The organism is Streptomyces sp. NBC_00207 (genome assembly GCF_045160965.1).
In the GTDB taxonomy this organism is placed as follows: Bacteria; Actinomycetota; Actinomycetes; order Streptomycetales; family Streptomycetaceae; genus Streptomyces.
On the sequence record NZ_CP130715.1, the window covers coordinates 3,436,800 to 3,458,337 of the forward strand.

22 protein-coding genes are annotated in these 21,538 nt (G+C 72.1%); 11 read left to right on the top strand and 11 right to left on the bottom strand.

Annotated elements, in window-relative coordinates:
• Positions 1 to 79 precede the first annotated feature (79 nt).
• The 5 genes from OG472_RS16540 (at position 80) to fabF (ending at position 4,977) form a co-directional block, all read left to right on the top strand.
• On the top strand, positions 80 to 1,297 hold the full coding sequence (locus tag OG472_RS16540) for a PucR family transcriptional regulator (RefSeq protein ID WP_383568465.1): 1,218 nt from the start codon (positions 80 to 82) through the stop codon (positions 1,295 to 1,297).
• An 89-nt stretch (positions 1,298 to 1,386) separates the two neighbouring features.
• A complete protein-coding gene (locus OG472_RS16545; protein ID WP_401601794.1) occupies positions 1,387 to 2,304 on the top strand; it encodes an ACP S-malonyltransferase in 918 nt (305 codons plus the stop codon).
• Positions 2,305 to 2,323: 19 nt separating this feature from the next.
• Positions 2,324 to 3,328, top strand: a complete 1,005-nt coding sequence (locus OG472_RS16550) for a ketoacyl-ACP synthase III (RefSeq protein ID WP_327413788.1) — start codon at positions 2,324 to 2,326, stop codon at positions 3,326 to 3,328.
• Positions 3,329 to 3,383: 55 nt separating this feature from the next.
• Positions 3,384 to 3,632: an acyl carrier protein gene (locus tag OG472_RS16555; protein WP_319721482.1), complete on the top strand. Its 249-nt coding sequence runs from the start codon at positions 3,384 to 3,386 to the stop codon at positions 3,630 to 3,632.
• Between the two features lie 79 nt (positions 3,633 to 3,711).
• The gene (gene fabF / locus OG472_RS16560) at positions 3,712 to 4,977 is read left to right on the top strand and encodes a beta-ketoacyl-ACP synthase II (RefSeq protein ID WP_401601797.1); all 1,266 of its coding nucleotides are present in this window, start codon (positions 3,712 to 3,714) and stop codon (positions 4,975 to 4,977) included.
• Positions 4,978 to 5,044: 67 nt separating this feature from the next.
• Here fabF and OG472_RS16565 read toward each other — a convergent pair whose 3' ends face one another.
• The gene (locus OG472_RS16565; RefSeq protein ID WP_351291109.1) at positions 5,045 to 5,539 is read right to left on the bottom strand and encodes a DUF3145 domain-containing protein; all 495 of its coding nucleotides are present in this window, start codon (positions 5,537 to 5,539) and stop codon (positions 5,045 to 5,047) included.
• 249 nt (positions 5,540 to 5,788) lie between these two features.
• On the opposite strand from OG472_RS16565, the gene OG472_RS16570 reads away from it, so the two are divergent.
• Complete coding sequence (locus tag OG472_RS16570) at positions 5,789 to 6,685, top strand: SGNH/GDSL hydrolase family protein (protein ID WP_401601800.1); 897 nt, start codon at positions 5,789 to 5,791, stop codon at positions 6,683 to 6,685.
• 109 nt (positions 6,686 to 6,794) lie between these two features.
• Here OG472_RS16570 and OG472_RS16575 read toward each other — a convergent pair whose 3' ends face one another.
• On the bottom strand, positions 6,795 to 9,251 hold the full coding sequence (locus OG472_RS16575) for a beta-glucosidase (RefSeq protein ID WP_405941675.1): 2,457 nt from the start codon (positions 9,249 to 9,251) through the stop codon (positions 6,795 to 6,797).
• A 153-nt stretch (positions 9,252 to 9,404) separates the two neighbouring features.
• Here OG472_RS16575 and OG472_RS16580 point away from each other — a divergent pair, with 153 nt between their 5' ends.
• Positions 9,405 to 9,983 carry a TetR/AcrR family transcriptional regulator gene (locus OG472_RS16580; protein ID WP_405829999.1) on the top strand — a complete coding sequence of 193 codons (579 nt, stop codon included), beginning with the start codon at positions 9,405 to 9,407 and terminating at the stop codon, positions 9,981 to 9,983.
• 13 nt (positions 9,984 to 9,996) lie between these two features.
• Here the strand turns inward: OG472_RS16580 and OG472_RS16585 are convergent, their stop codons facing one another.
• Complete coding sequence (locus OG472_RS16585) at positions 9,997 to 10,656, bottom strand: hypothetical protein (RefSeq protein WP_405941676.1); 660 nt, start codon at positions 10,654 to 10,656, stop codon at positions 9,997 to 9,999.
• Between the two features lie 153 nt (positions 10,657 to 10,809).
• Here OG472_RS16585 and OG472_RS16590 point away from each other — a divergent pair, with 153 nt between their 5' ends.
• Positions 10,810 to 11,526: a carbon-nitrogen hydrolase family protein gene (locus OG472_RS16590; RefSeq protein ID WP_405830002.1), complete on the top strand. Its 717-nt coding sequence runs from the start codon at positions 10,810 to 10,812 to the stop codon at positions 11,524 to 11,526.
• 55 nt (positions 11,527 to 11,581) lie between these two features.
• Here the strand turns inward: OG472_RS16590 and OG472_RS16595 are convergent, their stop codons facing one another.
• From OG472_RS16595 to OG472_RS16605, 3 genes are all read right to left on the bottom strand, one after another.
• Entirely contained in the window at positions 11,582 to 13,168 is a 1,587-nt protein-coding gene (locus OG472_RS16595; protein ID WP_405830004.1) for a DUF2142 domain-containing protein, read from the bottom strand.
• A gap of 13 nt (positions 13,169 to 13,181) precedes the next feature.
• Positions 13,182 to 14,864 (bottom strand): hypothetical protein, encoded by a 1,683-nt coding sequence (locus tag OG472_RS16600; protein WP_405941677.1) that lies wholly within the window; start codon positions 14,862 to 14,864, stop codon positions 13,182 to 13,184.
• A 204-nt stretch (positions 14,865 to 15,068) separates the two neighbouring features.
• Positions 15,069 to 15,407, bottom strand: coding sequence for a winged helix-turn-helix transcriptional regulator (locus OG472_RS16605; RefSeq protein ID WP_405830006.1), 339 nt, complete (start codon positions 15,405 to 15,407; stop codon positions 15,069 to 15,071).
• 97 nt (positions 15,408 to 15,504) lie between these two features.
• Here OG472_RS16605 and OG472_RS16610 point away from each other — a divergent pair, with 97 nt between their 5' ends.
• The gene (locus tag OG472_RS16610) at positions 15,505 to 16,392 is read left to right on the top strand and encodes an NAD(P)-dependent oxidoreductase (protein ID WP_405830008.1); all 888 of its coding nucleotides are present in this window, start codon (positions 15,505 to 15,507) and stop codon (positions 16,390 to 16,392) included.
• Between the two features lie 17 nt (positions 16,393 to 16,409).
• Here the strand turns inward: OG472_RS16610 and OG472_RS16615 are convergent, their stop codons facing one another.
• The 3 genes from OG472_RS16615 to OG472_RS16625 all read right to left on the bottom strand — a co-directional run bounded on the left by OG472_RS16615 (position 16,410) and on the right by OG472_RS16625 (position 18,833).
• The gene (locus tag OG472_RS16615) at positions 16,410 to 17,246 is read right to left on the bottom strand and encodes an EI24 domain-containing protein (protein ID WP_405830010.1); all 837 of its coding nucleotides are present in this window, start codon (positions 17,244 to 17,246) and stop codon (positions 16,410 to 16,412) included.
• Between the two features lie 77 nt (positions 17,247 to 17,323).
• Positions 17,324 to 17,746 (bottom strand): organic hydroperoxide resistance protein, encoded by a 423-nt coding sequence (locus tag OG472_RS16620; protein ID WP_030011104.1) that lies wholly within the window; start codon positions 17,744 to 17,746, stop codon positions 17,324 to 17,326.
• Positions 17,747 to 17,810: 64 nt separating this feature from the next.
• On the bottom strand, positions 17,811 to 18,833 hold the full coding sequence (locus OG472_RS16625; RefSeq protein ID WP_401601829.1) for an NADP-dependent oxidoreductase: 1,023 nt from the start codon (positions 18,831 to 18,833) through the stop codon (positions 17,811 to 17,813).
• Between the two features lie 95 nt (positions 18,834 to 18,928).
• Between OG472_RS16625 and OG472_RS16630 the strand changes: the two genes are divergently transcribed.
• Positions 18,929 to 19,354, top strand: a complete 426-nt coding sequence (locus OG472_RS16630) for a MarR family winged helix-turn-helix transcriptional regulator (RefSeq protein ID WP_383568421.1) — start codon at positions 18,929 to 18,931, stop codon at positions 19,352 to 19,354.
• Positions 19,355 to 19,372: 18 nt separating this feature from the next.
• Here the strand turns inward: OG472_RS16630 and OG472_RS16635 are convergent, their stop codons facing one another.
• Positions 19,373 to 20,092 (bottom strand): hypothetical protein, encoded by a 720-nt coding sequence (locus tag OG472_RS16635; RefSeq protein ID WP_401601832.1) that lies wholly within the window; start codon positions 20,090 to 20,092, stop codon positions 19,373 to 19,375.
• A 78-nt stretch (positions 20,093 to 20,170) separates the two neighbouring features.
• Here OG472_RS16635 and OG472_RS16640 point away from each other — a divergent pair, with 78 nt between their 5' ends.
• Positions 20,171 to 20,728, top strand: a complete 558-nt coding sequence (locus tag OG472_RS16640; protein WP_401601833.1) for a hypothetical protein — start codon at positions 20,171 to 20,173, stop codon at positions 20,726 to 20,728.
• 7 nt (positions 20,729 to 20,735) lie between these two features.
• Here the strand turns inward: OG472_RS16640 and OG472_RS16645 are convergent, their stop codons facing one another.
• Entirely contained in the window at positions 20,736 to 21,446 is a 711-nt protein-coding gene (locus OG472_RS16645; RefSeq protein ID WP_405830013.1) for an esterase/lipase family protein, read from the bottom strand.
• Positions 21,447 to 21,538 lie beyond the last annotated feature (92 nt).

A 21,538-nucleotide genomic window follows, 5' to 3' on the forward strand; every position in this document is an offset into this window, starting at 1 on the left:
GACCCAGTCGCGGCACGGGGGCGCGGCCCGGCCCGGTACCGGACTCCGCACACCCGTCCCGATAAGGCAGTCTTGTCACGTGCCTCAACCCGAACGTGAGCATTCGCCCGCCACACACGCCGCGCATCCCGCTCCCGCCCATCCGCACACCGCGACGCTGCGCCGACTGGAGAAGTCCTCCGGCCGGCTCGCCGCCAACGCGATCGCGCGGATGGACGAGACCCTGCCGTGGTACCGGGCGATGCCACCCGAGAACCGGTCCTGGATCGGCCTGGTGGCGCAGGCCGGCATCGCCGCGTTCACCGAGTGGTTCCGGCACCCGGAGACCCCGCAGGCGATCTCCACCGACGTGTTCGGGACGGCTCCGCGCGAGCTGACCCGGGCGATCACCCTGCGCCAGACCGTCGAGATGGTCCGCACCACGATCGAGGTCATGGAGACCGCGATCGAGGAGGTGGCGGCCCCGGGTGACGAGCAGATCCTGCGCGAGGCGCTGCTCGTGTACGCCCGGGAGATCGCCTTCGCGACGGCCCAGGTGTACGCGCAGGCCGCCGAGGCGCGCGGGGCGTGGGACGCCCGGCTGGAGTCCCTGGTCGTCAACGCGGTGCTGTCCGGCGAGGCCGACGAGGGTGCACTCTCCCGGGCGGCGGCGCTGGGCTGGAACTCCCCCGAGCACGTGTGCGTGGTGCTCGGCACCGCGCCGGAGGGGGACAGCGAGCTGACGGTGGAGGCGATCCGGCGCGCGGCCCGCCACCACAAGCTGCAGGTCCTCACCGGAGTGCTCGGGGACCGGCTGGTCGTCATCGCGGGCGGCAGCGACAACCCGATGCAGGTGGCGAAGTCGCTGATCGGGCCGTTCGCGGCCGGTCCGGTGGTGGCCGGCCCGGTGGTCTCCGACCTGCTGAACGCGACGAAGTCGGCGCAGGCCGCGGCGGCCGGGCTGAAGGCCTGCACTGCCTGGCAGGACGCCCCGCGTCCGGTCCTGGCGGACGATCTCCTGCCGGAGCGCGCGATCGCCTCCGATCCCGCTGCCAGGGAACAACTGGTGGAGGAGATCTACAGACCACTGGAAGAGGCCGGGTCTGCGCTGCTGGAGACGCTGAGCGTGTACCTGGAGCAGGCGAGCAGCCTGGAAGGGGCGGCGCGGATGCTGTTCGTGCACCCCAACACGGTGCGCTACCGGCTGCGACGTGTGACCGACGTCACCGGATGGTCACCCTCCGATGTCCGCTCGGCGTTCACGCTGCGAATCGCCCTGATTCTCGGGCGTCTGGCCGACGGCGATCTCCAGACCTAGACTTTTGTCGGACATCAACAATTACCCCGACGGTTCTTCGTCCCTGTCCCCACGGGCGGCCGGGACCACCTACAAGAGAGAGTGTGAGGGTGCTCGTACTCGTCGCTCCCGGCCAAGGCGCTCAGACGCCCGGCTTCTTGACTCCCTGGCTCGACCTCCCCGGTGCCGCTGACCGCGTCGCCGCCTGGTCCGACGCCATCGGGCTGGACCTTGCCCACTACGGCACGAACGCTGACGCCGACGAGATCCGCGACACGGCCGTGGCCCAGCCCCTGCTGGTCGCCGCGGGCCTGCTGTCCGCCTCGGCGCTGCCGGCTTCCCTGACCTTCGGTGCCGTCGCGGGCCACAGCGTCGGCGAGATCACCGCCGCCGCCTACGCCGGCGTGCTGTCCGAGGCCGACGCGCTGTCGTTCGTCCGGACCCGCGGTCTCGGCATGGCCGAGGCGGCCGCCGTCACCGAGACCGGCATGGCCGCGGTCCTCGGCGGTGACCGCGACGTGGTCGTCGCACACCTGGAGAAGCTGGGTCTGACCCCGGCCAACATCAACGGCGCGGGCCAGATCGTGGCCGCCGGCACCATGGAGCAGATCGCTGCCCTGGAGGCCGACAAGCCCGAAGGCTCCATGAAGATCGTCGCCCTCAAGGTCGCGGGCGCCTTCCACACGCACCACATGGCCCCCGCGGTGGCCACGCTGGAGAAGGCCGCCGAGGCCCTCTCCCCGGCGGACCCGGTGCTGAAGTACGTCTCGAACAAGGACGGCCTTGTCGTCACCACGGGCGCCGACGTCGTCGCCCGCCTGGTCGGCCAGGTCGCGAACCCGGTCCGCTGGGACCTGTGCATGGAGACGTTCGCCGAACTGGGCGTCACGGGGATCATCGAGCTCTGCCCCGGTGGCACCCTGACGGGTCTGGCCAAGCGCGCGCTGAAGGGCGTACCGAGCGTGGCTCTGAAGACCCCGGACGATCTCGACAAGGCCGCGGCGCTCGTCGCCGAACAGACGGCCTGAGAGAAGGAGCCCACACAGCATGTCCAAGATCAAGCCGGCCAAGGGCTCCCCGTACGCCCGCATCCTCGGAGTCGGCGGCTACCGCCCGACCCGTGTGGTGCCCAACGAGGTCATCCTCGAGACCATCGACTCGTCCGACGAGTGGATCCGTTCCCGCTCGGGCATCGCGACCCGCCACTGGGCCTCGCCCGAGGAGACGGTCGCCGCGATGTCGGTGGAGGCCTCGGGCAAGGCGCTGGCCGATGCCGGCGTCTCCCCCGAGCAGATCGGTGCCGTGATCGTCTCGACGGTCTCGCACTTCAAGCAGACTCCGGCCGTCGCGACCGAGATCGCGCACCGGATCGGCGCGGTCAAGCCCGCCGCCTTCGACATCTCCGCGGGCTGCGCCGGTTTCGGCTACGGTCTGACCCTGGCCAAGGGCATGGTGGTGGAAGGTTCGGCGGAGTACGTCCTCGTCATCGGCGTGGAGCGGCTCTCGGACCTGACGGACCTGGAGGACCGCGCGACGGCCTTCCTGTTCGGCGACGGCGCGGGTGCCGTGGTCGTCGGTCCCTCGGACGAGCCGGCCATCGGCCCCACGGTGTGGGGTTCGGAGGGCGACAAGTCCGACACGATCAAGCAGACCGTGCCGTGGGACGAGTTCCGCACCAAGGACACCGCCGAGAAGTTCCCGGCCATCACGCAGGAGGGTCAGGCGGTCTTCCGCTGGGCCGTCTTCGAGATGGCCAAGGTGGCCCAGCAGGCGCTCGACGCCGCCGGGATCACCGCGGACGACCTGGACGTCTTCATTCCGCACCAGGCGAACATGCGGATCATCGACTCGATGGTGAAGACTCTGAAGCTGCCGGAGCACGTCACGGTCGCCCGTGACGTGGAGACCACCGGCAACACGTCGGCCGCCTCGATCCCGCTCGCTATGGAGCGGCTCCTGGCGACCGGAGCGGCGAAGAGCGGCGACACCGCGCTCGTCATCGGCTTCGGGGCGGGACTCGTCTACGCCGCGACGGTCGTTACCCTCCCCTAGGGCCGGGATCCACATCCCGGTCTGTCTACCCAGTTACCCAGAGAAGGAGCGCCACATGGCCGCCACGCAGGCAGAGATCGTCGAGGGTCTCGCGGAGATCGTCAACGAGATCGCGGGTATCCCGGTCGAGGACGTCCAGATCGAGAAGTCCTTCACCGACGACCTGGACGTCGACTCGCTGTCCATGGTCGAGGTCGTCGTCGCCGCCGAAGAGCGCTTCGACGTCAAGATCCCGGACGAGGACGTCAAGAACCTCAAGACGGTCGGCGACGCCGCGGACTACATCGCGAAGCACCAGGCCTGAGCCTGACGAGCGTTTGTCGCCACCTGGCGGTGGCGCCGTGACAATTCAGCACCCCCTGAGACGTGGAGAAAGAATTCCTGTGAGCCCGACCAATCGCACCGTGGTCGTCACCGGTATCGGCGCAACCACTCCGCTGGGTGGCGACAGCGCTTCGACCTGGGAAGGTCTGCTTGCCGGCCGTTCCGGCGTAACGCCCCTGGAGGGCGAGCGCTTCGCCGAACTCCCGGTACGCATCGCCGCCCGTGCCGCCGTGGACCCGAGCGAGGTCCTGCCCCGGCCGCTGGCCCGCAAGCTCGACCGCTCGGCGCAGTTCGCCGTCATCGCGGCGCGCGAGGCGTGGGCCGACGCCGGCTACACCGCCCCGGCCGGCGAGGACGAGCAGATCCGGCCCGAGCGCCTGGGCACGGTGATCGCCTCCGGTATCGGCGGTGTCACCACCCTGCTCGACCAGTACGACGTACTGAAGGAAAAGGGTGTGCGCCGGGTCTCCCCGCACACCGTCCCCATGCTCATGCCGAACGGCCCGTCGGCCAACGTCGGCCTGGAGGTCAACGCCCAGGCGGGCGTGCACACTCCGGTCAGCGCCTGCGCCTCCGGCGCCGAGGCCATCGGCTACGCCGTCGAGATGATCCGTACCGGCCGTGCCGACGTGGTCGTCGCGGGCGGCACCGAGGCGGCGATCCACCCGCTGCCCATCGCCGCGTTCGCCAACATGATGGCGATGTCCAAGAACAACGAGAACCCCGAGCAGGCCTCCCGTCCGTACGACAAGGGCCGTGACGGCTTCGTACTGGGCGAGGGCGCGGGCGTCGTCATCCTGGAGTCCGCCGAGCACGCCGCCGCGCGCGGCGCCCGGGTCTACTGCGAGGTGCTGGGCCAGGGTCTGTCCGCGGACAGCCACCACATCGCGCAGCCGGAGCCGACCGGCCGCGGTGTCGCGGCCGCGGTGCAGAACCTGCTCGACAACACGGGCCTCGACCCGGCCGAGCTGGTCCACCTGAACGCACACGCCACGTCGACCCCGCAGGGTGACACGGCCGAGCTGAAGGCCCTGCGCAAGGTCCTGGGCGACGACCTCGACCACATCGCGATCTCCGCGACCAAGTCGATGACCGGTCACCTGCTGGGCGGCGCGGGCGGTATCGAGACCGTCGCGACCGTGCTGGCGCTCTACAACCGGCTGGCCCCGCCGACCATCAACGTCGACGACCTCGACGAGGACATCGACGCGGACATCGTGCGCGGCGAGCCCCGCAAGCTGCCGGCCGACGGCCCGATCTCCGCGATCAACAACTCCTTCGGCTTCGGCGGTCACAACGTCACCCTGGCGTTCCGCACCGTCTGATCCCGTACCGCACGACGAAGGGCCCCGCACAGCACTCGCTGTGCGGGGCCCTTCGCGTCGTGAGCGTTCAGACCACCTGGTGGAGCCAGCGGACCGGGGCGCCCTCGCCCGCGTAGCGGAAGGGCTCCAGTTCGTCGTCCCAGGGCTTGCCGAGCAGTTTGGCGATCTCCGCCTCCAGGTCGGTCTCGCCGCGTGCGGACCGGGCGAGGGCGGCGCGCAGCCGGTCCTCCGGGATCAGGATGTCGCCGTGGATGCCGGTGACGGCGTGGAAGATGCCGAGCTCCGGGGTGGAGCTGTAGCGCTCGCCCTCGGCGTTCGGGCACGGTTCCGCGGTCACCTCGAAGCGCAGCAGGTGCCAGCCGCGCAGCGCGGAGGCGAGTTTCGAGGCGGTGCCCGCTTCGGCCTGCCAGGAGAACTCGGCTCTCCAGGTGCCCGGGGAGGCGGGCTGCCTGATCCAGTCGAGGTTCACCCGCACCCCGAGCACGCCCGCAACAGCCCATTCCACATGCGGGCAGAGCGCGCGCGGTGCGGAATGCACGTACAGAACTCCACGTGTCGTCACCGGGACCTCCAGTGGTGGACGAGGTCGGGAATAAACTCCAGAAAACGGACAGTATGTGACGTGATGTAATGTAACGGAAATTATTTGACATTGCGCTACGGGACCTGCGGCCGAAACGCCACGGGAAAAAGCTACCGTGCGCCGGGGGTCATGGTGTGACGTACGGTCGCTCCAAGGCCCGTAAACACAGAGCTTTCACTCAGCAGGACCCCCCGAACGATGCGGGGGCGAAAAGGAGGAGCCCTTCCCATGCGCACCACCGCTCCGCGCACTCCCGCGCGCCGGATCCTCGCGGGCGCGGGTGCGGCTGCCGTACTGCTGGCCGGCGCGGCGACGGGGTGCAGCTCGGGCGCGTCGGGCGGCGAGGGCGAGCGCGGGGCTCAGGCCGCTCCGCGCTGGAACACGGCGCCGGCCTCGCTCGCGGCCGTGGGCGACTCCATCACACGCGGTTTCGACGCCTGTTCGGTCCTGGCCGACTGCCCGGAGGTCTCCTGGGCCACCGGGAACGACCCCGCGGTCCGCTCCCTCGCCGCCCGGCTGCTCGGGGACGCCGAGGTGCCCGCCCGCAGCTGGAACTACGCGGTGACCGGCGCACGGATGGCGGACCTGCCGGGGCAGCTGACGGAGGCCGCCGCGCACAAGCCCGACCTGGTCACGGTCATGGTGGGCTCGAACGACGCCTGCCGGCCCACGGCTTCGTCGATGACGCCGGTGGCGGAGTTCCGGGACGGATTCGAGAAGGCCCTCGCCGGGCTCCGGACCGCGTCCCCCTCCTCCCAGGTGTACGTCTCCAGCGTGCCGGACCTCCAACGGCTGTGGGAGCAGGGCAAGGACCTCCCGATGGTGCGGCAGGTCTGGAAGCTGGGCATCTGTCAGTCGATGCTCGCCGATCCGCTGTCGGCGGCGACGGGGGCGACGGCCCGGCGCGAGCAGGTGCGGGCGCGGGTGGTCGAGTACAACGAGGTGCTGCGCGAGGTCTGCGCGAAGGACGCACTGTGCCGCTACGACGGCGGGGCGGTGTTCCAGTACCCCTTCGCGGCGGATCAGTTGAGCCGCTGGGACTGGTTCCATCCGGGCAAGGACGGGCAGGCACGGCTGGCGGAACTGGCGCACCGCCAGGTGACGGCCGCCGAACCGCCACGTTGACGCCGCTGTGCACGGAGGGTCCGGGGGCGAGAGTCAGGTCTCGCCCCCGGACCGGCTTTCGTGGCTGTTTCAGGGGTGATTTCCAGCCATTTCCGATGGTTACGGTGTGTTACGCGACGTCGAGCGTGGCCGTCAGCCGCGTGTCACCGTGCGAGTGGCTCGCGCGGACCTCGTAGGCGCCGCCGATCCGCTGCCAGCCGGAGCTCTCCCGGTCCCAGATCTCGAAGGCCCGGGCGGGCAGGGCGATCACGGCCTCGACGGTCTCGCCGGGTCCCGCCGAGACGCCCGCGAAGCCCGCCAGCCAGCTCGCCGGGCGCTCCACGGTGTCCGCGACGGGGGCGAGGTAGACCTGGACGACCTCGCGGCCGGGCCGGGTACCGGTGTTGGTGAGGCGGACCCGGACCGTGTCGGCGGTGGCCTCCAGGGACTCGTACGCCCAGTCGGTGTAGCCGAGGCCGTGCCCGAAGGGGAAGGCGGGGGCCACGCCGTGCTTCTCGTAGGCCCGGTAGCCGATGAAGAGGCCCTCCCGGTACTCCAGGCGCCCCTCGGTGGGGACGACTTCGGTGACGGGCGCGTCCTCGAACCGCGCGGGCCACGTGGTGGGCAGCCGCCCGCCGGGCTCCGCGTCGCCGAGGAGTACGTCGGCCAGCGCGGCCCCGCCCTCCTGCCCGGGGAACCAGGTCAGCAGCACCGCGGCGACGTCCTCGCGCCACGGGAGCTCCACCGGGGAGCCCGCGTTGACGACGACCACGGTGTTCGGGTTGACGGCGGCGACGGCGCGCACCAGGTCGTCCTGGCGGCCCGGGAGGGTGAGGTCCTGCCGGTCGAAGCCCTCGGACTCCACGCGCTCGGTGGTGGCGACGACCACGACGGCGGTGTCGGCGGCGCGGGCGGCCGCCACGGCCTCGGCGATCAGCTCGTCGGGGTCGCTGCGCGGGCCGAGGTGGAGCAGCGAGAACATGATCGCCTTGAGCGGCAGCGCGGACACGTCGGGGACCTGGTAGGTCAGCGACACCTCGACGGGCTCGCCCTCGGTGACGGTGACGCGGGCGCGCTCGCTGGGAGCGCCGAAGAAGGCCTCGAAGGGGTCGGCCTCGTTGCCCATCTCCTGGACGCCCTCCCAGAGGGTCCGCCCGTCGACCGCGAGGCTGAAGGCGCCCAGTCCGCGGGTGCCGAAGGCGTGCTCGCCGCTCTCGCGCGGGAGGAACGTACCGCGGACCTCGATGCTCGCCATCGTCTCGTACGTGGCGCCGGCGGGCAGGTCGTCGCCGATCCACTGGACCTGGCCGGTCGGCAGGCTGCCCTCGCCGACGACGGCGCCGGAGGCGTCGCGGCAGACGGCGCGCAGTTCGAAGCCCTTGTCGGCGGGGACCAGTTCGTCGGAGGGGTCGGCGCCGACGGTGAAGGTCAGGGCTCCGTCCGGGAGGGCGGCGGTGAGGCCGTCGAGCGGGGAGACGATCCGCTCGGGGAAGACGGTGGCGCTGCCGCCGCCGAGGACGCGGGCGTCACGGGCCGCGGCGCCGGAGAGGGCGACGGTACGGCCGGCGGAGGCGTCGAGCGGCAGGGCGGCGCTCCGGCCGGGCACGGCCTCGTTGCGCACGAGGACGAAGCCGCGGGCGGCGAGCTCGCGGGCCAGCGCCTGGCCGTCGACCGGGGCCGGGGCGGTCTCGACGGCGGCGGGCGCGCCCTCCAGTGCGCCGACGCGGGCGGCGAGGCGCAGGACGTTGCGCACGGCGTCGTCGACGAGGGACTCGGAGACCTCCCCGGCGCGGACAGCCTCGGCGAGGGCGGGCCCGTAGACGCCGGTGGGGCCGGGCATGGCCACGTCCAGGCCGCCCTCGATGTCGCCGGTGGTGGAGCGGGCGGCCATCCAGTCGGAGACGTTGTACCCGTCGAAGCCCCATTCGCCGCGCAGGACTTCGTTCACCAGGTACCGGTGCTCGGTCATCGTCGTGCCGTTGACCTGGTTGTAGGCGGTCATGATGCCCCACGGGTGGGCGTTGGCGACGATGGCCTCGAAGGGCGCCAGGTACAGCTCGCGCAGTGGGCGCGGGGCGATGACGGAGTCGACGGTGAACCGGTCGGTCTCGGATTCGTTGCCGACGAAGTGCTTGACGGTGGTGCCGACCCCGCCGTCCTGGACGCCGTTGACGTAGCCGCTGCCGATGACCCCGGTGAGGTAGGGGTCCTCGGAGTAGCACTCGAAGTGGCGGCCGCCGAGCGGGGAGCGGTGCAGGTTGACGGTGGGTGCGAGCAGGACGTGGACGCCCTTGCGGCGGGCCTCCTGGGCGAGGAGGCGGCCGGCGCGGCGGGCGAGCTCGGGGTCCCAGGCGGCGGCGAGCGCGGTCGGGGAGGGCAGGGCGATGGACGGGTCGTCGGCGGTCCAGCGCACGCCGCGGACCCCGATGGGGCCGTCGGACATGACCAGGGATTGCAGCCCGATCTCGGGGATCGCGGGCAGCGACCACATGTCCTGCCCGGCCAGCAGTCGGGCCTTGGTGTCGAGATCGAGCTTCCCGAGCGCCACTTCGACGACGCTGGTGCGGACCTGATCGGCATCGGTCACGGCCGTGCCTCCTCGTTGAGTGCGGTGGTGCGGTGCGGTGCCCCCATCGTGGACCTGTTACCTGTTGAGCGGTAGGGTTCGTAATCTTTTCGTGATATCAAGATGACGTACGGTCCTGCTGGCAGGAGTCGTACGGGAAGGGGTGCCGGGGCGATGGTCAGGGCAAGGAGCGAGGAGCGCCGCGGGGAGATCGTCCGCGCGGCCGTCGAGGTGATCGCGGAGCGTGGCTACCGGGGCGCGTCCCTGGGCACGGTCGCCGAACGCGTGGGCCTGACCCAGCAGGGGCTGCTGCACTACTTCCCGACCAAGGAGGCGCTGCTGGTCGCGGTGCTGGAGGAGCGCGACCGCTGGGACACCGGCGGCGGCTCGCGCGCCGCGGCCGACACCTGGCGCCTCGACCTGCTGGCCTCGCTCGTGGAGTACAACGCGATGCGCCCGGGCATCGTGCAGACCTTCTCGGCGCTGCTGGGCGAGAGCGTCACGGACGGGCACCCGGCGCGGGAGTTCTTCACGGAGCGCTACGCCCAGGTCCGCGCGGAGATGGCGGCGGTGCTCCGCGCCGAGTTCGGCGAACTCCTCCCCTCGGGCCTCACCCCGGAACAGGCGGCCCCCCTGCTGACGGCCGTCATGGACGGACTCCAGTACCAGTGGCTGCTCGCCCCCGAGTCGGTGGACATGCCCGCCGCCTTCCGCTCCTTCCTGACCCTCCTGCGGGGCCCCGCGGACTCCTAGCGGGCGCCCGGGGCTAGGGCGGGCCGAGCAGCGGGTCGTGGACCGGGCAGGACGGCCGGCGGCGGGGCACCCGGTAGTACGCCCGGTCGCGGAGCCGGCCCGTCCAGGGCTCCGCGGTGGACGGCCGCTTGACGAGGACGTGCCGGCTGCTGCCCGCCCCCAGGTGCCTGCGGTACTCGCCCAGCAGCGGGTCCACCGCCCCGAGGAACGCCCGTATCTGATCCTCCACCAGGCAGAACGGGCAGTCCGGGCCGGGCGGCAGGTGGAACTGCCGGCCCTCCGGCCGGGCGTCGCTGCCGAAGGCGGTGAGGACCAGCGCGCCGGTGTAGGTGACGCACACGCCCATCACCTGGGGCCCCTCGGAACCCGCGACGTGCCCCACGAGGTCCCGGAAGCGGGCGGTGTCCACGCGCTCGATGCGTTCGAGCGCGGTCCGCGCCGCGGCGACGGTGTTGACCACCGCGGCCACCAGGGAGACCGCGATGACGGCCGGCACCGCCCACGGCGGCCCGTCGTCCCACAGCAGCCACAGCAGCCACAGCATTCCCACGTTCAGCACGATCATGAAGGCCACGGCCACCCGCAGCCCCGCGCCGGAAGTCCGCACCACCCGGTACGCGAGGACCAGGAAGGCACCGGTGAGGACCGGCTGGACCCAGTCGGGGGCCGTCACCAGGCTGAACCGTCACGTCGCATCGGATACCCCCCGTACGCCGGAACCGTCGACCGCGCTGCGTGAGCGCGCCGTTACAGCATCCCTCCGCGCCGCCGGTACGTCGACCCCCCGGAAGTCCCCGGGCACCGCCCGGCTGGCATCCTCGGCCGAATGAAGATCGCCGCAGCCCAGATGACCTGCGTCCCCGCCGATGTCCCCGCCAACGTCGCGCGGGCCGCCGCTCTCGCCGCCGCGGCCCGCGAACAGGGCGCCGCACTGGTGGTGTTCCCCGAGTTCACGCTCACCGGTTACGAACTGGACGCGCTGGCCCGCGACCCCGGCCTGTGGACGGCCGCCGACGACCCGCGCCTGGACCCGCTGCGCTCCGCCGGCATCGCCACCGCCGTCAACGTCGCCCTGCCCGCCGCCGGCCCGCGCCCCGCCATCGCGACGCTGGTGCACGATGCGGACGGCGCGCTCCTGACGACGTACGCGAAGCAGCACCTCTTCCGGCACGAGCAGGACGTCTTCGCCCCCGGCACGGGCGACGGGCGCTTCGAACTCGGCGGGATCCGCTTCTCCTTGGGCGTCTGCTACGACAACCACTTCCCCGAACTGCCCGGCCGGGGCGCGGCCGACGGCTGCCGGGTGCACCTGGCGAGCTCCCTGTACGGGACGGGCGACGGGATCGGCGAGCGCGCCACCGTGTACCCGGGGATCGCGAAGGACCACGGCCTGTACGTCGTCCTCGCCAACCACGTCGGCCCGGCGGGCCCGTGGACCGGCTGCGGCCGCGCGGCCGTGTGGGCCCCGGGCGGCTCCCTGCTCGCCGAGGCGGACGACCGTACGCCGTCGGTGGTGACCGCCGAGGTCGGCCCCGCCGCCTGACGGGGTGCGCCCGTCAGACGGCGTGGGTCAAGCGGGGTGGGTCGGGCGGGGTGCGTCAGGCGGGCTCGGGCACCCGTACCTCGCGGTCCGGACGCGGGGCGTCGAGGTCCGGGAGCTGCGGCGCGGCGGCCTTGCGGTCCGAGACCAGGGCGGGCACGACGATGGCGAGGGCCGCCACCGCGTACACGCCGGTCCAGAAGACCCAGCCGCCGGGCGGGGCCCAGTGCGCCGAGGTCGGCACCCACGAAGCCTTGTTGCCGACGGCGAACCGGCGCAGCGTCCAGTAGAACGCCGCCACGTTGGCCACCGCCAGGCCGCCGACGCAGAGGCCGACCAGCCGCCGCCAGGGGAAACCGCGCCCGGGGACGCGCGTGGCGCAGATCAGCACGGCCATCAGCGGCAGGCCGACGGCGAAGGGCAGCAGGTAGCGGCCCTGCCACACCATGCCGATCCGCTCCGCCTCCGAGGCCTGCGCGGCCACCGGCACCATCACGATGGCCACCAGCATGCCGAGCACCGCCACCACGTCGCGCTTGTGGCCGTAGACCAGCGCCAGCATGACGAGCGTCGCGAGCACCGCCATCCACACCAGGTACAGCAGGGCCGGGCCCGGGGTGTCCAGCCAGCCGAAGAAGCCGACCATCTGCTTGATGTACCAGTCGGTGGTGCCGAGGGTGCGCTTCGCGGCCACGGCCGCGGTGAGCGAGTCGGGAATGTCTATCTTCGAACGGTCCGGGTGCCTCGCCGCCCAGTACAGCGCACCGGCCGTGGCCAGGCCCAGCAGGGCCGTCCAGAGCCACAGGGCCTTGCGGCGCAGCACGGATCCCAGCACTCCGCGCCGCTGCGTGAGCAGCAGGCAGAAGAAGACCGCTCCGCCGAACCAGATCAGTCCGAGGGGCCGGATGTTGATGAGGACCAGGCCGCCGGTGCCCAGCCTGGCCAGCCGCCGGTTCAGCAGCACCGGGTCGGGTGACAGGACGATCGACAGCAGGGCCGTCCACACCAGGATCCCGGCGGCGATCTCGCCGCCGCTGGGGTTGAGCATGCCGGACATGTAGAGCGTCATCGGCGTGGTGGCGGCGAGCACGCCGAGCACGGCCAGCGAGCGGCGCCGCCATTCGGCGGCCGTGACCAGCGCGCTCGCCAGCAGGGCCGAGCAGAGCAGCGCCGACATGAAGCGCATCAGGTACAGCCCCTCGGGGCCGTCGACCAGCAGGCTCGGCCAGCCGGTCGCCAGGTAGTACGCCGGGTGGTAGCGGCCGGCCGCCGTGGGGACCTGGACGATCTTCTCGGAGTCGCCGAGCGAGGGCGCGCAGGACGCGGGCTGGGACTGGCGCCACGCGTAGCACTCGTGCACCGTGGCCAGGTTCCCGTACCACTCCGGGAGCTGCATCCCGGCCTCGGCGAACTGCCCGTCGATTCCCGCCACCCGGTGCGGGACCATCACCAGGGGTCCGCTGATCTGGCCCCGGGCGGCGGCCGCGGCACGGACGAAGTGCGCGTGTTCGTCGGGAGAGCCGCCGATGGGGCTGGCGGCCGACCAGGAGCCCGCGAGCGCGAAGAACAGCGCGAACGAGATCAGCCAGAGCCGCCTGGGTGTGCCGGCGGACCAGTCGGCCAGCCGCGTCAGTGCGGAGATCATCGGTTCCCCCGGGTCATCGGATGAAGCTCAGCCAGCTCTGGTCGCCGTCCTTGGAGCAGGTGCCGCCGGGCGCGTACTGCGGACAGCTGCCGTCCTGCTCCGTGATGGTGTGCGACACCCACGGCAGGATCCGGTAGGTGTTCTCCTTGGCCGGCATGTAGCGGTCGGCCATCGAGGAGGAGACGGTGCCGAGGAGCAGCAGCAGGGCGCACAGCGCTCCGATCACCGCGCCCTCGCGGCCCGGGAACCCGGCGCCCGCCGTACCGCTCGCGGACTCGGCGCCGGCCCCGGACTCGGCCCGGCGCGCGGCCATCCGCTGCGAGACCAGGTGGACGACCAGTGCGCACAGCAGCAGCCCGCAGTAGAGGAGCTGGTTGTTCGTGCGGGTGTAGAGCTGGACGGTCTGCGTCTCGTACATGTGCGAGGCGATGTACATGCGCATCACCCACGCGCTGATGAACATCGCGGCGACGGTGACCACCATCGGCCTGCGGATGCCCAGCCAGATCGCGGCGCCGAGGCAGACGAAGGTGACGAGGGCGAACAGGCCGACCCCGCCGTACTCGCCGGGCGGCGGCCACTCGCCGACCTTGCCGGGCATGTCCGTGCGCCACATGAGGTAGTACGCCGGGTCGGTGAAGTTGTCGAACCGGAAGTTGTAGTCCTTGGTGGTCTGGCCCTCGGTCAGCATGACCGCGAGGTAGCGGCCGGCGACCACGAGGAAGGCGGCCAGGGAGGCGCCGAGGAAGGCCGCGCCCTTGAGCCGGCCGAGGCGGCCGGTCCGCCACGGGAAGTACAACAGCGCGGCGAACAGGACACCCGCCGCGCTCCACAGGAACCAGCCCGAGTAGGTGAGGAACAGCACGCCGAGCAGCGCGCCGAATCCGGCGCCCTTGAGCAGGAGCGGCCGCCAGCCCTGGGCGGCGCTGCGGCTCAGTGACACCACCATCGCCACCAGGACCGGGACGAGCACCACGAGCACGGTCTGGCTGTACGGCTTGTACGCGTCGATCAGCGCGAAGGCCGGTGCCACGCCGAAGGCGAGGGCCCGGACCGGGCTGAGCAGCATGCGCCAGCAGAGGTAGGCCAGCGGCCCGAAGGCGGCGGCGCCGAGGATCTGGAGGTCCTTGAACGCGTAGGCGGTGTTGCCGCCGCGGAACCACTCGGCGTAGTAGCCGAGGGTGTGGAGGGGAGCCGGCGGGTAGACCGGCGAGCCCGAGGGCCGGCCGTTGGCCACCGCGTGGGCCCACTCGACGATGCGGCCGCTGTCTCCGTTGAGGCCGAACATCGGCCAGGGCGTCCCGTGGAGGGCGACGACCGCGCCGGCGGCGACGAAGCCGCTGGCCAGGCCCGCGAGGGCGGCGGCGGCGATCCGGGCGGCCAGGTCGAAGTGCCGGCCTCCCCGCAGCCTCATGGCCAGCGCCACCGCGGCGATGAACAGCAGACCGACGAGCGCGAACCGCAGCTGGATCGCGGCGAGGCCGCTGACCTGCGCGATCCGGTCCAGGGGGTCGAGTTTGAAGCGGACGGCCAGCAGCGGCAGCACGAGCGCCGCGCCGAACGCGACGACGGCTTCGAGGAGCAGGAGCGTGCCGCGCGAACCGAGCCCGCGCCGGACGGCGGGTATCGGGCGGGCGGGCGCGGCCGGTCCGCCCGGGGGCAGCACGGCGACCGTGCCCTCGGTACTGACTGTCACTGCTGTGTCCCTACTGCTGGTCGGTCCTCGGCCCGGCGGCCGGTCGTGGCTCGGCAAGCCGCTGCCCGGCTCCGGGCTTCTCCCCGAGGCGGTGGGCCAGGGCGGACTCAAAGGCAGTGAGAGACGGCCTCGGCGCGTGCTGCCGCCATGCATACTACGGGCCCACCAGGGGGTGACGGAGGCCGCCGGCCGATCACGACTCGGCTACGCGGAGTCCGGTAGCAGATGCTTTGCACCCCACTCCCCCAGGGACTCCAGCGCCGCGTTCAGGCCCTGCCCCAGCGGGGTCAGGGAGTACTCGACGCGCGGCGGTACCTCCTCGTGGACCTCGCGGTGGACGATGCCGTCCTGCTCCAGCTCGCGCAGCTGCGCGGCGAGCACCTTCTCGGAGACGCCGGGGACGAGCCTGCGCAGTTCACCGAAGCGGCGTCGCGGGCTCCGCTCCAGCTCCCACAGGAGCGAGACCTTCCATTTGCCGTCGATCACCGACATCGCCGCGGCGATCCCGCAGTGATCGGCACCGGGCCTTCGTGTCACCGCCATCGCGCACCCCTCCCCACCTGTTCGCTCACCTTGGGGTAACCACCCACTCCAAAGTGCGTACTTGAGCGCCTCACAGCCTGCCAGCAGGCTAAACGCCATGACTGACAACACACCTCGGTACTCGCTCACCCTGCTCGGACTCGGCGACATGGGCACCGCCCTCGCCCGTACCTGGCTCGCCGCCGGCCACCGGCTCACCGTTTGGAACCGCACCGCCGCCAAGGCCGCGCCACTGGCCGCCGAAGGGGCCCTCGTCGCCGCGAGCCCGGCCGAGGCCGTCGCCGCGAACGGGCTCGTCGTGGTCTGCCTGCTGGACGACGCCTCCGTCGGCTCCGCCCTGGACGGCATCGACCTGACCGGCAAGGACGTGGTGAACCTGACCACGGGCACTCCGGCCGAGGGCCGGGCGCGGGCCGCCTGGGCCGAGGAGCGCGGGGCCCGGTTCGTGGACGGCGGGATCATGGCCACGCCGACGATGATCGGGGCCCCCGAGGCCGGCGGATACGTCTTCTACAGCGGCTCGCGCGCGCTCTTCGACACCCACCGGGCGGTCCTGGAGGTCCCGGCCGGGGCCCGCTTCGTCGGCGAGGACGCCGGTCACGCCGCCCTGCACGACGTGGCGCTGCTCAGCGCGATGTGGGGGATGTTCGCCGGCATCTCGCACGCCTACGCCCTGATCGAGGGCGAGGACATTGCCCCGAAGGACCTGGCTCCGCTGCTGTCCGAGTGGCTGGGGGCGATGGGCTTCTTCGTCGGCAACGCCGCCGAGCGGCTGACCTCGCGGGACTTCACCTCGGGGGTGGTGTCCAACCTGGCCATGCAGGTCACGGGCACCGGCACCATGCTGCGCACCGCCGAGGAGCAGGGCGTCAGCACCGAGCTGATCTCCCCGTACGTGGACCTGCTGCGGCGCCGGCTGGCCGCGGACCCGGACGTGTACGGCGGGGAGGACACCACCGGGGCCATCCTGCTGCTGAAGCGGTAGCAGAGAGTGGGGCGCGGTTACGAGTACGCGGGCGGCGGCGGTCCGAAGCCCGCCGGGGCGGACGGGGCCTGCGGTGCGGCCGGGCCGCCCGGCGCCGCCTCGGCGGACGGGGTCTCGTCGACGGCCATGAGGTCGCGCGCCATCAGCGTGGCGCCGGCGACCGCGCCCGGCATCAGGAACACCGCGACCAGCGGCACCACGAACGACAGCACGAGCGGCACCCCGAAGCCGAGCACCAGCATCCGCCGCGACCGGAGCAGCTCCAGCCGCCGGTGCAGGTCCACCTTGCGCCGCTGGAGGGCCACGGCGGTGAGCTCCTGGGTCAGGAAGTACCCGGAGACGCAGAACCCGAGCGCGGGGACCACGGTCTGCCCGATCACCGGGATGAAACCGAGGGCGAAGAGCAGGATCCCGTAGAGCAGCACCCGTGCGAGCACCTTCACGCTGTCCCGGGCCGAGATCCACAGCTCCCGCCACAGCGGCAGCCCGGACTGCGGGACCTCGCCGCCCTCGCTGCGGTCGACCTGCTCCGAGAGGGACTCGTAGAAGGGCTGGCCGATCAGCAGGGTCACGGCGGTGAAGGTGATCACCGCGAGGAAGAGCCCGAGGCCGAAGACCAGCGCGGTCAGGAAGCCGCGGAAGAGCCCGAGCCACGGCTTGGACCAGTCGTCGGCGAAGGGGGTGGCCCAGGCGGTCAGGTCGTCGGCCCCGTAGCCGAGGCCGATCAGCGCGCCGGCGTAGAGGACCAGCGAGACGAGCCCGGGCAGCAGCCCGAAACCGAGCCACCGGCCGTGCCGGAACACCCATCGCTGTCCGGCCAGCAGATACCGGAAGCCCCCCGCAAGATCGCGCATGGGGCCAGTTTAAGGCTGCCGGGTACGGCGAAGGCCGCACCCCTGACGGGGTGCGGCCTTCGCTGAGCGGTGCCGGATCAGACGGCGAGCTCGACGGTGATGTTGCCGCGGGTCGCCTTGGAGTACGGGCAGACCTCGTGGGCCTTCTCGATGAGGTCCTTGGCGGTGGCGGCGTCCACGTTGGGGATCACGGCGGAGATCTTGACGATCAGGCCGAAGCCCTCGTCGTTCTTGCCGATGCCGACCTCGGCGGTGACCGTGGAGCCGGAGATGTCGGCGTTCACGTTCTTGGCGACGACACCCAGGGCGCCCTGGAAGCAGGCGCTGTAGCCGGCGGCGAACAGCTGCTCCGGGTTGGTGCCGGCACCGCTGCCGCCGAGCTCCTTCGGCGGGTTCACGACGACGTCGAGCTGGCCGTCGTTGGTGGCGACGCGACCGTCACGGCCGTTCTCGGCGGTGGCTACGGCGGTGTACGCGACGTCGGACTGCTGGATGGACATGTAAGGAAATCCTCCTGGTAATCGCCGCGACTCGCGCCCACGGTCACGACGGTGTGCAGTGAGCCTAACCGGTGAAAGAAACGATCATCTTTCCGGTGTTCTCGCCGCGCAGCATGCCGAGGAAGGCCGACGCCGCGTTCTCGACGCCCTCGACGACCGTCTCGTCGTACCGGAGCTCACCGGAACGCAGCCATCCGGCGACGTCCTGGACGAACTGCGGCTGCAGGCCGGCGTGGTCGTTGACGAGGATGCCCTGGAGCCGCAGCCGCTTGCCGATGACCTGCATCAGGTTGCGCGGGCCGGGGGCGGCCTCGGTGTCGTTGTAGCCGGCGATCGCGCCGCACAGGGTGGCCCGGCCGTTCACGTTCAGGGAGGAGATGGCGGCCTCGAGGTGGTCACCGCCGACGTTGTCGAAGTAGACGTCGATGCCGTCGGGGGCGGCGTTGCGCAGCTGCTCGGCGACGGGGCCGTTCTTGTAGTTGAAGGCGGCGTCGAAGCCGTACTTCTCTGTGAGCAGCGTCACCTTCTCGTCCGAGCCGGCGGAGCCGATGACCCGGGAGGCGCCCTTGATCTTGGCGAACTGGCCGACGAGGCTGCCGACGGCACCGGCCGCGCCGGAGACGAAGACGGCGTCGCCCTCCTTGAAGGAGGCGACCTCGAAGAGGCCGGCGTAGGCGGTCAGGCCCGGCATGCCGAGGACGCCGAGGTAGGCGGAGAGCGGGGCGAGCGAGGCGTCCACCTTGGTGGCGAACTTCGCGTCGAGCTCCGCGTACTCGCGCCAGCCCAGGTGGTGCAGCACGTGGTCGCCGACGGCGAAGCCCTCGGCGGCGGAGGCGACGACCTCACCGACGGCGCCGCCCTGCATCGGCTCGTCCAGCTGGAACGGCGGGACGTAGGACTTCACGTCGTTCATCCGGCCGCGCATGTAGGGGTCCACGGACATGTGGAGGTTGCGGACGAGGATCCGGCCGGCGGCGGGCTCGGCGGACACGGGGGCCTCGCGCAGGGCGAAGTCCTCGGCTACGGGCCAGCCCTGCGGGCGACGGACGAGGTGCCACTCGCGGCTCACGGCGGGAATCTCAGACATGCGGCGCTCCTGGTAAGAACGAAATTGCTTCACTAGGTGAAACAACCATGCGCCTGGATATTTCATGTTGTCAAGTAAATGGGTACGCTGGTTCCATGCCCAGTCGTCGCATAGACCCAGTGACCGTCGAGGTCGTCGAGCTCATCGGCGACGTCGTGGCCCGCTACCACATGGAGTACGAGCACGCGGCCGCCAGCCACCAGCTGACCGGCGCGCAGGCCAAGGTGCTGAACATGCTCTCCCTGGAGCCGACGCCGATGCGCCGCATCGCCCAGAAGCTGAGGTGCGAGCCCTCGAACGTGACCGGGATCGTCGACCGGCTGGAGACCCGCGGCCTGGTCGAGCGCCGCCCGGACCCGGCCGACCGGCGGGTCAAGATGGCCGCCCCCACCGAGGAGGGGCTGCAGACCGCGGAGCGGCTGCGCGAGTCGCTGGAGTTCGCGCGCGAACCGCTGGCCGGACTGTCCCCGGCGGAGCGGGCGATGCTGCGGGACCTGCTCAAGCGGATGCTCGACGGGTAGAGGCAGGACGCGCCCTGGTCAGTCGCCCCAGCAGAGCATGCCCAGGAAGCCGCAGTCCTTGGTCGGCGTGGGCGTGGGCTTCGGCGGGACCGGGGGCGGCGGCGTCTGCGCGGTGCCGGAGATGCTCTGGGAGGGCCTGCCCGACGCACTGGGCTGTACGGATCCCCCCGGGCCGGGGGAACCGGACGCCGGACCCGAGGTCGCGGGGGCGGGGGCGGACGGGCTCGGACCCGGCTGCGTGACGCCCCCGGAGGGCGCCCCGGAGCCGGACTTCTTCGTGCCCGCGGGGGCGGCCTTCGCGGTGGCCTTCCCGGACCCCGTGGGCGCACCGGCCGTCGGCGCGTCCGGCAGCGGGGCGGGCTGCTGCGGGCCGTCGTCGGTCAGCACCACGGTGGCGGCCCGGTCGGTGCGCTGCCCGTCGGTGGCGATGTGGGCCACGGCCAGCGAGCCCCCGAGCGCGACCGCCAGGCCGAGCCCGATGGTCAGTACGGTCCGGCGGCGTCTGCGGTGCGTGACCCGGCGGCGCGCGCCCGGCCTGCGCTCGTTCGGGGCGGACAGCACGACCAGCGAGTCGGCGAACACATCGGCCAGCGCCGGCGGCGGCTCCGGTGCGGGCGCCACGGGGGCGGCCTGCGCGGCGGTGGGCGCGGCGGGTATCAGGTACTCGGCGGGCGTTCCGCATCCGGCGCACGCCAGTGCGCCGTTGAGGTGCCTCCGGCATGCGTGGCAGTAGTTCATGGCGCCCGCAGGCTACGTGGTGGGCGGCAACATCCGCATTCCGAGAACGTAAGGATCCTGTGTGGAATCGTTCCTTCCATGACTTCCTTCGGTCCCACCGCCTTCCAGTTGGTGCTGTTGCGGCGGATGTCGGATTTCCAGCCGGAACTCGCCGACGAGGCCCGCCGCCGGCTCGGCGCCTCGCTCGCGGACCAGCGGGAGGCCAACAAGCACTGGCAGGCGATGGTCAGGTCGCCGCGCTCCCGCGGCGCCCTGGCCCGGTACCGCTCGGTGCTCGGCCCGCCGGAGTCCGCCGAGCGCCGCACGATCGGCGACCTGGAGTGCGAGGCCCTGCTGTGGCCGCTGCCGCTCTGGCCGGACCTGCGCTTCGAGGTGCTGGCCGCGCCGGACGGGGCGGTGTGGAACGAGTGGCTGGTGCGCGCCCCGGGCGCGCGGGGGCCCGTACTGGAGTCGCCGGACGACCTGCGGCCCTGGTCGGCGACGGTGGACGAGGTGGCGCGGGCCTTCGCCCCGGTCCGGCCGATGGAGGGCACCGCCCCGACCCGCTGGCGCCTCGCCTTCGCCGCGCGGGGCAGGCCGTGCGTGGCGGAGTTCACGTACGGCCTGCTCCAGCGGGTCGCGGTGGACGGCGCCTGAGCCCGGCCTAGGAGGCGAGGAAGGCGCGGACGCCCGCCGAGGTGCCGTCGTCGCCGAGCAGGTCGTTGTGCTTGAGGCAGCCGACCGGCGTGTTGGCGGCCCCGGCGAGCGGGACGCTGTCGTCCGGGTTGACCACCTCGTCGCAGTTGGACCAGAAGGTCGCGTACTTCACCGCGCCCGGGGTCTCGTCCCCGCCGTTCAGGTTCTTCACCACGTACGACCCGGGGGTCATGTCCCGGCAGGCCTGGTCCCACAGGGCGCAGGCCCACGCGGTGGAGGTGCCCCGGTTGGGGCCGGCGAGCGACACCCAGTGGTCCACGGTGGCCGTGCCGCCGCCGAACTTCACGTACCAGCGGCTCACGAGCGAGCCGAAGGAGTGCGCGACCACGTCGACGCGGGCGGCTCCGGCGTCCCGGCGGACCTGGTCGACGTAGGCGCCGAGCCGCCCGGCGAGGACCTCGTTGACGGACTGGTGGGTGTCGTAGCCCCAGGAGAAGAGCTCGGAGTCGGCGTACCCGGCGGCGCGCAGGTCCCCGCGCAGGGCTCCCCAGACGCCGGGATCGGCGTTGTAGCCGTGCACGAAGATCACCGGATTGCGCGATGACGCCTGGTCAGAGGTGGAGGCCGGGACCCGGTCGGCGGCATGGGCCGAGATCGGCGCCGCCAGCGCCAGGCAGAGCGTCAGGAGTGCCAGCAGTCTCTGTCGGGCCGTCAGCATCGGCTCCCCTTTACCTTGTTACGCGTGAGTAGCGCGTGCGGTGCGGGCATGGTGCTGCCTGTCGGTACAGAAATCCACCCCCATGCAGGCGC

What these genes read in the sequence shown, in the direction of transcription:
- OG472_RS16635 (WP_401601832.1), bottom strand. Translation starts at nt 20,092, where the DNA reads ATGAACTACTGCCACGCATGCCGGAGGCACCTCAACGGCGCACTGGCG.
- OG472_RS16550 (WP_327413788.1), top strand. Translation starts at nt 2,324, where the DNA reads ATGTCCAAGATCAAGCCGGCCAAGGGCTCCCCGTACGCCCGCATCCTC.
- OG472_RS16610 (WP_405830008.1), top strand. Translation starts at nt 15,505, where the DNA reads ATGACTGACAACACACCTCGGTACTCGCTCACCCTGCTCGGACTCGGC.
- OG472_RS16615 (WP_405830010.1), bottom strand. Translation starts at nt 17,246, where the DNA reads ATGCGCGATCTTGCGGGGGGCTTCCGGTATCTGCTGGCCGGACAGCGA.
- OG472_RS16555 (WP_319721482.1), top strand. Translation starts at nt 3,384, where the DNA reads ATGGCCGCCACGCAGGCAGAGATCGTCGAGGGTCTCGCGGAGATCGTC.
- OG472_RS16625 (WP_401601829.1), bottom strand. Translation starts at nt 18,833, where the DNA reads ATGTCTGAGATTCCCGCCGTGAGCCGCGAGTGGCACCTCGTCCGTCGC.
- OG472_RS16590 (WP_405830002.1), top strand. Translation starts at nt 10,810, where the DNA reads ATGAAGATCGCCGCAGCCCAGATGACCTGCGTCCCCGCCGATGTCCCC.
- OG472_RS16605 (WP_405830006.1), bottom strand. Translation starts at nt 15,407, where the DNA reads ATGGCGGTGACACGAAGGCCCGGTGCCGATCACTGCGGGATCGCCGCG.
- OG472_RS16595 (WP_405830004.1), bottom strand. Translation starts at nt 13,168, where the DNA reads ATGATCTCCGCACTGACGCGGCTGGCCGACTGGTCCGCCGGCACACCC.
- OG472_RS16645 (WP_405830013.1), bottom strand. Translation starts at nt 21,446, where the DNA reads ATGCTGACGGCCCGACAGAGACTGCTGGCACTCCTGACGCTCTGCCTG.
- OG472_RS16580 (WP_405829999.1), top strand. Translation starts at nt 9,405, where the DNA reads ATGGTCAGGGCAAGGAGCGAGGAGCGCCGCGGGGAGATCGTCCGCGCG.
- OG472_RS16630 (WP_383568421.1), top strand. Translation starts at nt 18,929, where the DNA reads ATGCCCAGTCGTCGCATAGACCCAGTGACCGTCGAGGTCGTCGAGCTC.
- OG472_RS16640 (WP_401601833.1), top strand. Translation starts at nt 20,171, where the DNA reads ATGACTTCCTTCGGTCCCACCGCCTTCCAGTTGGTGCTGTTGCGGCGG.
- OG472_RS16620 (WP_030011104.1), bottom strand. Translation starts at nt 17,746, where the DNA reads ATGTCCATCCAGCAGTCCGACGTCGCGTACACCGCCGTAGCCACCGCC.
- OG472_RS16570 (WP_401601800.1), top strand. Translation starts at nt 5,789, where the DNA reads ATGCGCACCACCGCTCCGCGCACTCCCGCGCGCCGGATCCTCGCGGGC.